At 50.3% G+C, this 14070-nt stretch carries 12 protein-coding genes and 1 pseudogene; 4 read left to right on the top strand and 9 right to left on the bottom strand.

Translation table 11 applies throughout. The annotated features are described in order from the left end of the window. Positions 1-104: 104 nt before the first annotated feature. Positions 105-434: pseudogene (locus tag ACLPHM_RS01300) on the top strand (PAS domain-containing protein); the annotation flags it as partial. 468 nt (positions 435-902) lie between these two features. After that, positions 903-1685, top strand: a complete 783-nt coding sequence (locus ACLPHM_RS01295; RefSeq protein WP_430220735.1) for a methyl-accepting chemotaxis protein — start codon at positions 903-905, stop codon at positions 1683-1685. Positions 1686-1736: 51 nt separating this feature from the next. Here the strand turns inward: ACLPHM_RS01295 and ACLPHM_RS01290 are convergent, their stop codons facing one another. From ACLPHM_RS01290 to xsc, 8 genes are all read right to left on the bottom strand, one after another. After that, positions 1737-2639, bottom strand: coding sequence for a cache domain-containing protein (locus ACLPHM_RS01290; protein ID WP_430219471.1), 903 nt, complete (start codon positions 2637-2639; stop codon positions 1737-1739). A 1-nt stretch (position 2640) separates the two neighbouring features. Beyond that, positions 2641-3981 carry a TRAP transporter large permease gene (locus ACLPHM_RS01285; RefSeq protein ID WP_430219470.1) on the bottom strand — a complete coding sequence of 447 codons (1341 nt, stop codon included), beginning with the start codon at positions 3979-3981 and terminating at the stop codon, positions 2641-2643. Between the two features lie 2 nt (positions 3982-3983). After that, positions 3984-4550 (bottom strand): TRAP transporter small permease, encoded by a 567-nt coding sequence (locus ACLPHM_RS01280; protein ID WP_430219469.1) that lies wholly within the window; start codon positions 4548-4550, stop codon positions 3984-3986. Positions 4551-4667: 117 nt separating this feature from the next. Next, positions 4668-5660, bottom strand: a complete 993-nt coding sequence (locus tag ACLPHM_RS01275) for a TRAP transporter substrate-binding protein (RefSeq protein ID WP_430219468.1) — start codon at positions 5658-5660, stop codon at positions 4668-4670. Between the two features lie 94 nt (positions 5661-5754). Then, positions 5755-7203 carry an NAD(P)/FAD-dependent oxidoreductase gene (locus ACLPHM_RS01270; RefSeq protein ID WP_430219467.1) on the bottom strand — a complete coding sequence of 483 codons (1449 nt, stop codon included), beginning with the start codon at positions 7201-7203 and terminating at the stop codon, positions 5755-5757. 1 nt (position 7204) lies between these two features. Next, positions 7205-7594 (bottom strand): nuclear transport factor 2 family protein, encoded by a 390-nt coding sequence (locus ACLPHM_RS01265; protein WP_430219466.1) that lies wholly within the window; start codon positions 7592-7594, stop codon positions 7205-7207. A 27-nt stretch (positions 7595-7621) separates the two neighbouring features. Beyond that, positions 7622-8428 (bottom strand): thiazole synthase, encoded by an 807-nt coding sequence (locus tag ACLPHM_RS01260; protein ID WP_135863889.1) that lies wholly within the window; start codon positions 8426-8428, stop codon positions 7622-7624. A gap of 76 nt (positions 8429-8504) precedes the next feature. Then, on the bottom strand, positions 8505-10319 hold the full coding sequence (gene xsc / locus ACLPHM_RS01255; RefSeq protein WP_430219465.1) for a sulfoacetaldehyde acetyltransferase: 1815 nt from the start codon (positions 10317-10319) through the stop codon (positions 8505-8507). Positions 10320-10528: 209 nt separating this feature from the next. Between xsc and ACLPHM_RS01250 the strand changes: the two genes are divergently transcribed. Next, positions 10529-11491 (top strand): AAA family ATPase, encoded by a 963-nt coding sequence (locus ACLPHM_RS01250; protein ID WP_430219464.1) that lies wholly within the window; start codon positions 10529-10531, stop codon positions 11489-11491. 15 nt (positions 11492-11506) lie between these two features. Beyond that, positions 11507-13237, top strand: coding sequence for a cobaltochelatase CobT-related protein (locus ACLPHM_RS01245; RefSeq protein WP_430219463.1), 1731 nt, complete (start codon positions 11507-11509; stop codon positions 13235-13237). On the opposite strand, the gene ACLPHM_RS01240 is transcribed toward ACLPHM_RS01245, so the two are convergent. After that, entirely contained in the window at positions 13206-14015 is an 810-nt protein-coding gene (locus tag ACLPHM_RS01240) for an IclR family transcriptional regulator (RefSeq protein ID WP_430219462.1), read from the bottom strand. The genes ACLPHM_RS01245 and ACLPHM_RS01240 overlap by 32 nt on opposite strands. Positions 14016-14070 lie beyond the last annotated feature (55 nt).

Below are 14070 nucleotides of genomic sequence, written 5' to 3'. Positions count from 1 at the left end.
GTACCACTTGCCGTAATCGTCGTGATATCACGTATCGCGCGACTCAGGCCCTTCAAACGCTCTGAACCGCTGCACTTACTCCGACACGATTAAGGAGCAATACCATGCGCATTAATATGCCAGTAACGCAGATTGAAACCGAGCTAGGGCCGGAACAATATCTGATATCCAAAACCGACCTTAAAGGACGCATCACCTACGCCAACCCTGAGTTCGTCACGATCAGTGGTTTTGAGCGCGAAGAACTTATAGGTAAAGCCCACAACATTGTTAGACACCCCGATATGCCCACTGAGGCGTTTGCTGATTTTTGGCAAACCCTACAAAAAGGTAAACCGTGGATGGGGCTAGTCAAAAACCGCCGTAAAGATGGTGGCTTTTATTGGGTACAAGCACTGGTATCGCCGCTGTATGAAAATGGACAAGTCGTGGGCTATGCCTCGGTACGTACCAAGCCCAGTCGCCAGCAAATAGCCACTGCCGAAAGCTTCTACAAAGCGCTACAAGAAAAACGTGCTACCGCTTGCTTACAAGAAGGGTTGTTAGTGCCTACCGGATGGCGACGTATCCTGCATACGCTCAAGCGCCCCTTTCGCAATACTATCCCTGGTGCGCTTACACGCTTGACCACACTGGTGCTGCTGTCTATTGCCGCCAGTGTCGCGCTCCCCTACTACCTCCCTAGCGAGGCGCCTACATGGCTACCCTTTGCTTTGCCTACCGTCTTGGGCTTAGCCGTACTGCTCTACACCTGGCGCTTACAGCGTAACCTTAGCCCCGCCTTGCAACACGCCAATCTCATCGTGCAGCAGATCTCTACGGGCAACTTAATCCTAGACATCGATCACCTCGCCCTACATGGGTTAGAGGAACACAAAAAACTCTTCTACAACTTAGAGCTGATGCGCAAAAGCCTAACGGGCATAGCAGGCGAAACCCGTTACGGCATACACGCTGCCAACCAAGCGGTGCAATCACTGTATGACGCCAATGCTCACCTAACTGAACGCAACAGTAGCCAGGCCGCCTCCATTGAGGAAACCGCCACCAGCATGGAGCAGCTCACCACTACCGTGCAACAAAATGCGGACAATGCTCAGCAAGCCAATCAACTGGCCGCAGCCAGCATGAAAACCGCTGAGCGTGGTAGTCACGAAGTGGGCCAGCTCATACAAACCATCCAAGACATACACCAAGGCTCTACCAAAATCGCCAACATCGTCACACTCATCGATAGCATTGCCTTCCAAACCAATATTTTGGCCTTGAATGCCGCCGTAGAATCCGCCCGTGCAGGCGAGGCAGGACGAGGCTTTGCTGTCGTGGCATCCGAAGTACGTAGCTTGGCACAACGCAGTGCTAGCGCTGCCAGCGACATCAAAGCGCTAATAGACGCATCGGTGCAGCGTGTGGATGCAGGGGTCAAACAGGCCGAAAGCTCAGGCCAGCATTTGCAACAGATGCTGGAATCCAGCCAGCGCGTCTCTGACATCGTGGCAGAGATCTCTTGTGCATCAGAACAGCAAGCGGTTGGCTTAAAACAAGTGAGCGTCGCTATACAACACATTGACCACACTACCCAACAAAACAGCGACTTGATCGAAAACATCCATCACACCGCTGCAGAATTGGCTAAACAAACCACGCAATTGGATGAGGCTATACGTGTGTTGAATGTGGCGTAGATAAAAAAACCGGCCCATAGGGCCGGCAACTTTGGAGCAGATAACACGCTATTAAGGTGCAGAATCAGGAAATATATTCGTGCCTACGGCAATCACCTGATCGCCCACTTGCTGATAAAACGCCCGTCTATGCTCTACCTGACGCGTTTCGGGGCTTAACCACCAGTAATCGATGGCTTGGATGATGTTGGGGGATGCTTGCTCTAGCATATCTCGTAGAAAGTGCTGGCCTTGCACGTCGGTAATATCATCGACAGAAACATCATTATTTTCTGCAAATGCAGGATTCAGCACTACCTTGCGCTGCGCTTTATCCAACACAAACACATACTGATCTTGCCGTCTAAACTCACCCTGCTTATTACGGAATTTACGTAATGCCAGCGTTGGGTTAGCGAAGTATTCGCTCACCGCCAGCTCTAGCATTTGTTTGGCCTGTTCTTCGGTAGGGTAACCCGGGAAGAAACCCACCGCCACAACGATGCCGTCTACTACTTCAAAATACGTAATTTTGATTTCGTCTTGGCCATCGTTAGGATTAAACCAGTAGTACTCAATGCTGCCTTCGTTATCTTGCTTGGCTTTTTTCAGCATCTGTTTGAAGAAAGGTTGGCCCGCATCATCGGTTTCCTCCAAGACATTTTGCCCTATTAGCCCAGCTGACCAGCCACCGCTGGACAGCATTTGTCCGGCGGGGCTAAGGCTATAGACATACAAGTCTCGGTCAATAAATTCTGGATCATGCGTGAAATTATTCACCGCCGATGGGCCATTTTTACGTATGTGTGCTACTGCTTTATTCAACAGTTGGTGCGCACGTTGCTGCTGCTGACTAATCTGTGCCTGTGCCCCCTCAGTACTGACTACCATGGAGCTTGCCTGCACTGTTCCTACTGCAAGCACCGCACAACCACTCAGCAATGCCGAGAGCCATTTATTGCGTCGTGTCGTCATCTCAATACCCCATTAAGCCCGGCAGCCATAGCGATAAGCTCGGTACGAATGCAATGATGAAAATAGCAATCACCAATACCAGAATGAATGGCAATGCTTTAGCCACTACCTGCTCTACCGTGGCTCCCCCTATACCCGACGCCACAAACAGGTTCTCACCCAATGGCGGTGTAATAAAGCCCACTGACAAGGTACAAATCACCACGATCCCTACGTGTGTAGGATCTACACCCAACATATAGGTCACAGGCAACAACACTGGCACCAAGATCATGATGGCCGCCAAGGTTTCCATGAACATACCCACGAACAACAAGAAAGCGATCAAGATGGTCCAGATCAAGTACATGTTGTCTGTCCAGCTGATTAGCGATTCAGCAATCAATGCCGGAATACGCTGCTCTACCAACAGGCGACCAAATACCGTTGCCGCAAACAGAATCAGCAATACACGACCGGTAATCCATGTGGTTGTACGTAAGGAGGTGAATAGTTTTTTCCAGCTCATTTCGCGGTGAATACATACTCCCACAAACAGCGTGTAGAAAATCGCCACTACCGCAGACTCAGTAGGCGTAAAGAAGCCCGCGTAAATACCACCCAAAATAAATACCGGTGCAAAAATAGACCACACACCACGACGCAACGCTTTTTTAAGATCTGCCAAACACCAGCCTGAACCCATGCCCTTGTAGCCAGATTTGCGTGAAATGATGTAGTTCATCACCAATAAGCTGCTGGCCATCACCAAGCCTGGTACCACACCGGCAATAAACAACTTAGAAATAGAAACGGTAGAAAACTGGCCGTGCAATGCAATGGCTTCTGCTGGTGGGCGCAGACCCAAGGCTGAAATCCCAAAAATCACCATAGGAATGGAAGGTGGAATAATGATCCCCAAACCGCCCGACGATGCGGTTAGTGCCGATGCATAGCTCAAGTCGTAGTTACGCTGAGTCATAGCAGGAATCATCAACATACCAACAGCAGCCGTTGTTGCTGGCCCTGACCCTGAGATCGCACCAAAAAACAGGCAGGCCAGAACGGTTGCCATGCCTAGCCCGCCTGTAACCGGCCCTGCTAAGGTTTCTGCAATATCCACTAAACGCCGCGATATCCCCCCTGCCTCCATCAGCGCCCCAGCCAGAATAAATGCTGGCAACGCCATCAACGGGAAACTTCCTACTGAGGTAAATGCAATCTGTACAAATGAAATGGGGTTCTTACCCAGCGCCAAAAAGGCAAACATGGCAGCGCCAGCCAGCGACACGGTAATCGGTGCGCCCAGCAAGAGCAGCACAAAAAAACCGCCAAACAATAACCCTACAATTGACTGTTCCATGGTTAGGCTCCTTCCACCACGCTGTCGCGGGCTTCCGCACCCTGACGCTTGATTGCTTCTAATTCTTGGCTTTCAGGGTCAACCAATTCCACATGCTTGAACCAGATCAAGTAGTTGTTCCACAAAATTCGTATAGACATCAGCAAGAACGCTGCTGGCAACACCATGAAGAAATACTTCATTGGAATGCCTGTAGTCTGCGACTTCCAGAACAGATTCATACGATTGAATACGAAGTCATAGCTCAACCAGGTGAAATACAGGTTGAACGCCACCCACAGCAAATCAGCGATGCTTTCTGTCACTTTCTTCACGATGGGAGGAAAAAACTTAAACTGGAATGTCACACGGTTATGCGCTGACATTTTGGCGGCTACCACTGCCCCCAAATAGGCAAACCACACAAACATGTAGGTTGCAACCTCTTCCCCCCAGGGGATGCTGTACGCAAAAAACTGCCTCAAGATAATCTGTACAAACAACAGGACCACAAAGGTGCTCAACAATAAGGCACAAATGTATTCTTCTACGTGGTCGACTATGTGTACTAGTACTTTTTTAATCGTCATACCTGTCTCCAACATCACTCTTTAGCCTGATTTAGGCGTGCATCAGGCAGCATCAAGGCAGATACCGGCTCATGGCAGGTATCTGCGGTACTTCAGGTTTTGATGAAAAACTTCGGTTTAACGATTCAGCGTAGCCAGAATGGCATCCAAACGCTCTTTGCCGCCGATGGAGTCATAGAATGCAGGCCATACTTTTGTCGTTGCTGCCTCAATCCACTCCTGCTCATTGTTGGCTGGCTCTACGATTTCCATACCGGCTGCTTGCAGCTCTTGCTTGATACGGTCTTCAGTCGCTTGAATATACTCGTAGCTATGCTCTGTTGCTGCTTGGCCTGCTGCCAGAATCCATGCTTGAACTTCTGGTGTTTGCGCTTGGAAAACTTGCTCGCTCATTACCAGCGGTTCCAACGAGAACAGGTAACGAATAGGTGTGATGTACTTCTGCACTTCATCAAACTTCATGGCAGAAATAGTCATGTAAGGATTGTCCTGACCATCCACCACGCCTTGCTGCAACGCGGTGAAGGTTTCGTTCCATGCCATTGGTGTAGGGTTCACGCCCCAGGCATTGTAGGAAGCAATCATCAGCTCATTTTTAGGTACACGAATCACCAAACCTTTTAGATCATCCAGTGTACGTACGGGTCGCTTGGAGTTTGTGAGTACACGGAAGCCCGAATACGACCAGCCAATGATGCGTACACCCGCATCACGAATGGTGTTTTCAGTCAGTTCTTTACCAACATCCCCTTGCGTTAGGGTTTTGGCATCGTCCAGACTTTGAATCACATAAGGCAGTGTGAGTACAGCCACACTAGGGGAAAACGGGGTAATGTTGTTGATCGCTAGAATAGAGAAATCCAGCAACCCCATTGCTGCGTCATTAATTGTGTCTTGTTCATCGCCCAACTGACTGTTTGGGAACAGATCAGCGGTCATGCTGCCACCACTTTTTTCTTTCAACTGCTCGGCAAAGGCCTTGCCCAGTTCATACTGAGTCCCACCTGCTGCGTCGCCAATCGCCACCTTGAAGGTCGTAGCACTGGCAACCGTTGCCAACAACAAACTTGCTGCCCAAACAGAACCTGTGAGCCATTTCTTGAGTGTCATCGTAGTCTCCTCCCTCTTTTTTCAGAGGTTGTATGTGTATTACAGCAAAACCAAGCACCAGACTCCTTTTTCCAGTGCTTGGGGATTTCAGCCCTTACAGCACCTCATCTTTCAAGTGATACCAGCGATACAAGAAGCGCTGTCCAAAACGTCGGAACGGGGCAAAAAACTCAGACTCAACCATCTCGCGCACATTGGGGTACGGCAGACGATCTTTGAATATAGGTAAATCCAACTCTTTGCCTTTACCTGCAATCCACTCAGCCATGCGTCGGCCAGCTTGCGAGGAATACATCACGCCATTACCGCCGTAACCCATGGCGTAATAAATGGTTTGTTGTGGATCGGGTTGCACAATACGCGGCATCATGTCGTGGCTCACATCTACCCAGCCCCACCATGAGTACGCGATATCAATGCCTTTTAGTTCGGGAAACTTACGCTCCATTGCACCTACAAGTAAGTCTTGATACTTACGCTGCGGTGCATCTTTACCCGTAATCGCGCTACGACTACCAATCTGTAAACGGTTATCCGGTAGCAAACGATAGTAGTTACGCAGCACGCGCGTATCTGTCAGCACTTGGTGCGTGTAGAAACGGCAAGCTTCAATTTCAGCAGGGGTCAGCGGACGCGTCACCATAGAGTTAGACAAAATCGGCAATAAGCGATTTTTGAACTCTTTATGCAAACCATTAGAGGTATACCCACCTGTCGCCACGCCTACCGCTTTCGCTTTCACCACGCCTCCTGGTGTCTGCAAATAGTGGTAGCCATTGCGTGTTTTCCAGCTTTGTACTGGGCTAGAAGGGTGTACGGTCGCGCCCAACGCACGGGCTTTTTTCAAATACCCAAATGCCAATTTACCGGCGTGAATACCAATGCCTTCTGGCTCGTGCATCGCACCATGCGCTTCGTGATCGTTCACCCACTCATTACGTACGGTGTCCGCACTCAAAATGCGTGCATCGTAGTTAAAGGTGTCACGCAGCAAGGCTGCTTCTTTTTCTAACACGGGCATCACACGCTCACGGTGAGCGATATACAAGTGGCCACCCGGCTGCGGATCACAGTCTATGTCTTTGATCAGCTCTTTGAAGTTTTCCATGCCCTCTACGCACTCGCGGTGCATTTTGAGCGCCGTATCTACGCCCCAGCGCTGTATCCACTGCGAGCGTTTCAGACGACCCGATGCGCACTGCGCCTGCCCGCCATTACGGGTACTGCAGCCCCACGCCGTACGGTTGGCTTCCAGCACTGTAGCTTTGATACCGTGCTCTTGTGCCAAAAAGATGGCTGTCGTTAAACCAGTGAAACCCGAACCAATAATCGCCACATCCACTTCTATATCGTGGGTGATGGGGCCATCATCTTCAGGCGGTTCGCCGGCGGTGCCTACCCAATACGTAGGCGCATATTCAGTACCCTCACCAGGATTACTACGCGCGGTGAACGGGTCATAAGCTGGGTCATAGGGACGTTTAGCAGGTGTAGCATGCCCTAACGTCTCAGCCGTAGTCTGTGTTGACGTTTCTTGGAGCATATTATTTCCCGCTGGTCACTGGAGGACGGTTTTTACGGAAGGCGTTTTTAATGGCAATTTTGTCGCCCTCGAAGGTGAACAAATCCACCATCAAAGCTTCGTGCTTACCACCGTTCAGATCGGTGCCTTTAAAGCGCGATGTAGACATGGCATGGTTAGCATCCAGCATGTAGAAGTCGCCATCTAGCCACGCTGCATCGGGGAAGTTTTTCCACGCCGACTCAAAGGCCACACGCACTTTTTCATGACCTTGATGGATCGTGCCTTCTACTTCATTACCCGCAATCGCGTAGAACGCGCAATCTTTGGTCATCATGCTCATGATGGCATCAATATCGTGGTCATTCCACGCTTGGCTATAGGCTTTCAGCAGTTCTAATTTTTGATTCATCTTTTGTGCTCCTTCCTGTTATCGTCGTTATTGCATTACTGGCTGTGCGTCGCTGTGTATCAGCCCTGTAGTGGGTGAGGACGCTTCAGCCAGATAATGTTTCTTGGGCATACGCCCTGCTAAAAATGCATCACGCCCTGCTTGCACTGCCCTACGCATGGCGCGTGCCATACGTATGGGGTCTTGTGCGTAGGAAATGGCAGAGTTCATCAGTACCGCATCGCAACCTAGCTCCATGGCGATGGTGGCATCAGAGGCGGTTCCCACCCCCGCATCCAGCAGTACTGGTACGTTAATTTGATCCAGAATTAAACGGATATTCCATGGGTTCAGAATGCCCATGCCCGAGCCAATAATAGAGGCCAGCGGCATGATGGCGACACAACCCATGTCTTCCAGCATACGAGCTTGTATGGGGTCGTCCGAACAGTACACCATCACATCAAACCCCTCTTTCACCAGCGTTTTCGCGGCTTTGAGGGTTTCGGGCATATTGGGGTACAAGTTTTTCTGACTACCAAAAATTTCCAACTTGGCCAACGCATGGCCATCCAGCAGTTCACGCGCCAGACGCAGTGTGCGCACCGCATCATCAGCACTAAAGCAACCTGCTGTATTGGGTAAATAGGTGTAATCTTGTGGGGACACGTAGTCCAGCAAACTGGGCTCGCCAGCGTCCTGACCAATATTGGTGCGACGAATGGCCACGGTGACAATCTCTGCCCCGCTCTGCTCTACCGCTTCGCGTGTTTCAACAAAATCTTTGTACTTGCCAGTACCTACCAGCAATCTAGAACGGTATGAGCGGCCTGCGATAACGAGTGCGTCTTCCATAAACAGCCTGTTCTTTTGTTGACTTCATAGTGAGGGGGCGAGGCGCCCCCTCCAGGTACTACAGTGTGCAGAAAAATTAGACGTAATCTTTGTATTTTTCCAGCAGACGTACAGGGCGCTTCAAGGCATCACGACGGAATGGGTCACCCAATTCACGTGTACACATGATTTCCAGCACGCAGGTTTTGCCTTCGTTCATCTGCATGTCAATGGCTCGTTTCAGCGCAGGACCTACATCCTCCAGGCGATCCACGACTATACCCTCCGCACCCATGGCTTTGGCAATATCTGCGAACGATGCGTTATCCAACTCGCCGGCTACAAAGCGACGGTTGTAGAACTCCACCTGGTTTTTCTTCTCAGCGCCCCACTGACGGTTATGGAACACCACCGCTGTAACGGGGATTTCATGACGTACTGCTGTCATGATTTCCATCATGCTCATACCCCACGCACCGTCACCGGCGTAGGCAATCGCTGGACGATCTGGAGCAGCTGTTTTCGCACCGATAATGGTTGGCAATGCGTAACCGCAGTTACCAAAGCTCATTGGCGCAAAGAAACTGCGTGGCTTTTCAAAGCGCAGGTAGCTGTGTGCCACCGAGTTGATGTTACCGATATCGGTAGACACCATCACATTCTCAGGCATAGCTTTTTCCAACTCACGCAATACTTGTCGTGGGTGCAGGTACTCGCCGCCGTTGAAGGTTTTCTCTTTGGCGTTTTCAGCAATCATGTCCAAGCTGTAGGGATCAGTTTCGTGTGTCCACGCATCCAACTCAGCTTCCCACGCTGCTTTTTCTTGAGCGATTTTCTTCGCACGCTCTTCTTTGCTGGCGTCGCTCGCCAATTTACGCTGACTGATACGCGCCAACAGTTCTTTAGCGACAGCACGTGCATCGCCACAAATACCAACGGAAATTTTCTTCACCAAGCCCAGCATTTTGTGGTCAGCGTCGATCTGGATGATCTTGGCGTTTTTAGGCCAGTAGTCGATGCCGTACTGTGGCAACGTACCGAACGGCCCCAAACGTGTACCCAGTGCAATCACCACGTCAGCTTGGGAAATCAGTTTCATACCAGCTTGCGAACCTTGGTAACCCAAAGGACCGCACCACAGTGGGTGGCTAGCAGGGAAAGAGTCATTGTGTTGGTAGCTGTTCACTACCGGCGCACCTAGGCGTTCAGCCAAGGCTTTACATTCTTCAACGGCATCGCTCATCACTACGCCGCCACCAGAAATGATGACTGGGAATTTAGCGCTAGCCAGCAATTCCAATGCTTCTTCTAGGGCTTGCTCACCACCGTGGCCACGATCCAATTTGCGTGGTGTAGGGATTTCGCAGGTAACTTCGCCGTAGAAGTAATCACGAGGGATGTTCAGCTGGGTTGGGCCCATTTCTGTCATCGCACGTTCAAAACACAGGCTAGTGTATTCAGCCATACGGGCAGGGTTGGTTACGTGCCCTTGGTATTTGGTGAACTCTTGGAACATGGGCAACTGGTTGCACTCTTGAAAACCACCCAGACCCATTGTGTTCGTACCCGCTTCAGGCGTCACGATGACCACCGGGCTGTGTGCCCAGTACGCGGCGGCAATACCTGTTACGCAGTTACTGATACCAGGACCGTTCTGGCCGATCACCACACCATGTTTGCCGGATACGCGAGCGTAACCGTCAGCCATGTGTGCCGCACCTTGTTCGTGCACCACAGGAATCAAGCGAATACCTGCTGGGGCAAAAATATCCATGGCATCCATAAAAGCGGACCCCATGATCCCAAACATATCCTTCACACCGTAGGACACCATAGTCTCTACGAAAGCCTCTGAAGGGGTCATTTTTGTCAATCCGGTTACCGGCTTGCGGTTATCTGCTACCTGGCTCATCACCTAGTCTCCATTTATATACAAATACAGTGCATGGCACACCACATCCATCAAAAATCTTATTATTCGAGATTTTTTAAACACTTTATCGAGACAAAATAGGCTTGTCAATCATAAAATGGATAATAATCTCAATATTCGATATATTTAGTACCATATATTGTGTATAAATAGATGTAAACCCTAAGCCCAGCAGTAAAGGAGTAGACATGTCTCAAAAAATAGAAATACCCGAACACAACGTATCGGTTAAAGAGAAGTTCGGCATAGATAGCCCCTTAGCAGTACCTGCGTTTGGTGAAACCACCGAGTACGTTCCAGCCGTTGATGAGGCATACCGCTTTGACCCCGAGGTCACGCTGTCGCTGTTGGCAGGCTTTGCTCACAACAGGCGTGTGCTGATTCAAGGCCGTCATGGCACCGGTAAATCTACCCACATAGAACAAGTCGCTGCCCGCTTGAACTGGCCTTGCATACGTGTGAATCTCGATGGCCACATCAGTAGATTGGATCTAGTAGGTAAAGACACCATCACCATTCAAGACGGGCTACAAGTCACCCGTTTTCAGGAAGGCGTGATTCCATGGGCCATGCAACGCCCCATGGCACTTATTTTGGATGAGTACGATGCTGGCCGACCTGACGTCATGTTTGTGATTCAACAGATTCTGGAACAAGACGGCAGATTTACCCTGCTAGACCAAAACCGCGTCTTGCACCCACACCCCTATTTCCGCATTTTTGCTACCACGAACACCTTGGGATTAGGCGACCAAACCGGGCTATATAGAGGTACGCATACGCTGAATCACGCCCAGTTAGACCGCTGGAACATCGTCAGCACCTTGAACTATTTACCTGCAGCAGAAGAAGAAGCCATTGTTCTAGGCCGTGTACCCATTAAAAACACCGAGCAAGGGAAACACGATATTCAAGCAATGGTGGCGTTAGCCAACCTCACCCGACAAGCTTTTGCCGCTGGCGATTTATCCACCTTGATGTCACCCCGCACAGTCATTACCTGGGCCGAGAACTGCACTTTATTCCATGACAAACGCCGTGCCTTTGTGGTGTCTTTCTTCAACAAATGCGATGAAAGCGAACAGAATCTGGTGAAAGAGTTGTATCAACGCTGTTTTAATGAGGAATTGCTGCCTACCGCCGCAAATTGATTTTGGAGCCTGCGCATGAACAGCCCCACCCCCGACTTGCGTGAGCAACGCCGTGTACTAGAACTGAGCGCCATGGTGACCCGCGCCTTGGCTGACGACCCCCACGTACACATACGCCAGCAGCTATTCTTTAGAGAGAACCGCCCGTTGGTCACGTTGGCCCCACACTTACGTGTGCACGACAGCGAAAGCCTGCAACACCTTAGAGGCGTGGCCGATAGCTTGGCCTTGCGCTTGCTGCATACGCAACATGCGTTGCATCAACAACTGATGCCGGCAGATGCTGTTTCCAGACTGATTTTTGATTGGTTGGAAGCATTACGCACTGAATCGTTAGCACCGGAATCCATGCCCGGTATGCGTCACAACTTACAGCAACGTTTCTATTTCTGGTCGGCGGGCTACTACCATGCTCGTCATACCGAAAGTGAACTAGGCATTTGGCTGTATACCTTGGCGCAAATGTGCTGGAGCCGCTTAAATGCGCTGCCGGTATACCCGGAAACCGAAGACTTCATTGAAAGTACGCGCGCCAGTTTGACGCCAGTGCTGGGGCCTTTACTGTATGAACTACGTAAGCATCGTACAGACCAAGCCAGCTACGCCACGTATGCTCTACGTGTTGCAGCGCTAGTACATCACGAAGTAGAGGCCATGCAAAAAGCACAGTCCGAATCGGGTACAGACACCGAGGATGATCAAGAGTGGGATAACTTCTCATTGCTACTGGATTTTGATGGCGATGAAGCCGCTGCCTATGATGAAGTGCTTAACGACACCACTCGCAGCACCGCCATGACGCAAGAGCAATACCAAGTTTTCGATAACCAGTATGACAAAGAAGAGCATTTATCTGAACTCATACGCCCTGAGTTACTGAACGGTTATCGTGAACAAATTAACCAACGCATTAGCCATCAGAATTTGCACATCAATCTGCTGATACAACGTTTACGCAGGGTGCTTACGCAATACAGCGACCCTAGATGGGAAAACGATCAAGAGTCGGGCTACATAGACGGTGCACGATTAAGCCAAATCATCAGCAATCCAAATGAACGACGTTTGTTTAGGCAACCCACCGTAGCGCCACACACTCCCTGCAGTATCAGTTTTTTGGTGGATTGTTCAGGCTCTATGAAGCATCACGCGGAAACCGTGACCTTGATGGTAGATATTCTAAGTCGAGCGTTAGAACAAGCTGGCGCACAAACAGAAGTACTGGGGTTTTCTACGCACGCTTGGAATGGCGGCCGCCCCTTTAAACGCTGGATGGCACGGCAACGCCCCGCTCATCCAGGTCGCTTAAACGAGGTTAGCCACCGTGTATTCAAGGCCGCTAAAACACCATGGAAACGGGCCAATAGAGACATCGTCGCACTGATGAAACTGGATTATTACCGTGAAGGCATAGACGGTGAAGCCGTACAGTGGGCCTGCCAACGTCTGCAATCGCTGCAAAGCCAACGCAAAATACTGTACGTACTTTCTGACGGCTGCCCTATGGACAGCGCCACTAACCTAGGGAACAACGAACACTATCTAGAAAACCACCTCTTGCAGGTGCTAGACTCGGCCGCACAACAAGGGATAGAGGTGTGGGGTATAGGTATAGGGTTGGATTTAAGCCGGCTATATACGCACTCATTAATTGCGGATTTTGAGCACGGCTTAGATAACCATTTTCTGGATGATTTTGTGCGCAGCCTGCGCCCTACTCGCCTTGGCCTTGGTTCTCGATCTTAGCCAACGCCGTCGCTGCACGTTTTAAGGCGGGCAAACACGATAGCGCTTTGTCAGGCGTCATACGCATGACAGGCGCTTGAGTGGCCACGGCCATGTTGGATCTACCACCATCGGCACGAGGCACTAACACCGCCACACAAAACAACCCTGGCAGGAACTCTTCGTTATCAAAGGCATAACCACTTTCTTTTACTTGGGCCAGCTCTTTTTCTAGGTCATCCAGCGTGGTAATGGTGTTTTTGGTGTAGCTTTCCAGCGGTGTATCCGCCAACAAACGTCGGCGCTGCGCTGGGCTCATTTGTGCCAACAGTACCTTCCCACTGGCCGAGCAATGCACTGGAACGCGAGAGCCTGGACGCAAATAAAAGCGCAACGGCGCTTCGGTTTCTACCCTGTCCATGTACAGCACTTCGCTGCCAGACAACGCGGTCAGGTTACAGCTTTCACCCAACTCATTACCCAAATTTCGTAATACCGCACGTCTAGCACCATATTTGGTGTCATTGAGCAGTAAATCTTCGGCTAAACGGCGTAAACGCCCGCCCACACAATAATGACGGCCATCGGTATCGCGAGCCAACATACCCGCGCCTTCCAACTGCTGCAGCATGCGGTGCACCGTAGGTTTAGGTAGCTCAATCGCATCTACCACATCCTGCAATGCAAACATTCGATCTTGGCTAGCAATTAGTTCCAATATGCCGAACAAACGCATAGTGGGTGTATCGCCAGAGTTTTTTACTTTTGACTCACGTACTTCTGCTTGTTTTTCAGCCATTTACAGAACTCACTTTTCAGACTCTTTGCGTTCCATTGTATATCAAAAAATGCTT

Origin of the sequence: Paenalcaligenes sp. Me131 (assembly GCF_050487225.1) — a bacterium.
GTDB lineage: Bacteria > Pseudomonadota > Gammaproteobacteria > Burkholderiales > Burkholderiaceae_B > Paenalcaligenes.
Note: the sequence above shows the minus strand (reverse complement) of the source record. Positions and strands in the feature narration are given on the sequence as shown.

Bases quoted from the DNA above. Each gene is read 5' to 3' on its own strand.
- ACLPHM_RS01275 (WP_430219468.1), bottom strand. From the start codon at position 5,660: ATGACACTCAAGAAATGGCTCACAGGTTCTGTTTGGGCAGCAAGTTTG.
- ACLPHM_RS01280 (WP_430219469.1), bottom strand. From the start codon at position 4,550: ATGACGATTAAAAAAGTACTAGTACACATAGTCGACCACGTAGAAGAA.
- ACLPHM_RS01260 (WP_135863889.1), bottom strand. From the start codon at position 8,428: ATGGAAGACGCACTCGTTATCGCAGGCCGCTCATACCGTTCTAGATTG.
- ACLPHM_RS01245 (WP_430219463.1), top strand. From the start codon at position 11,507: ATGAACAGCCCCACCCCCGACTTGCGTGAGCAACGCCGTGTACTAGAA.
- ACLPHM_RS01270 (WP_430219467.1), bottom strand. From the start codon at position 7,203: ATGCTCCAAGAAACGTCAACACAGACTACGGCTGAGACGTTAGGGCAT.
- ACLPHM_RS01295 (WP_430220735.1), top strand. From the start codon at position 903: ATGCGCAAAAGCCTAACGGGCATAGCAGGCGAAACCCGTTACGGCATA.
- ACLPHM_RS01290 (WP_430219471.1), bottom strand. From the start codon at position 2,639: ATGACGACACGACGCAATAAATGGCTCTCGGCATTGCTGAGTGGTTGT.
- ACLPHM_RS01240 (WP_430219462.1), bottom strand. From the start codon at position 14,015: ATGGCTGAAAAACAAGCAGAAGTACGTGAGTCAAAAGTAAAAAACTCT.
- xsc (WP_430219465.1), bottom strand. From the start codon at position 10,319: ATGAGCCAGGTAGCAGATAACCGCAAGCCGGTAACCGGATTGACAAAA.
- ACLPHM_RS01250 (WP_430219464.1), top strand. From the start codon at position 10,529: ATGTCTCAAAAAATAGAAATACCCGAACACAACGTATCGGTTAAAGAG.
- ACLPHM_RS01285 (WP_430219470.1), bottom strand. From the start codon at position 3,981: ATGGAACAGTCAATTGTAGGGTTATTGTTTGGCGGTTTTTTTGTGCTG.
- ACLPHM_RS01265 (WP_430219466.1), bottom strand. From the start codon at position 7,594: ATGAATCAAAAATTAGAACTGCTGAAAGCCTATAGCCAAGCGTGGAAT.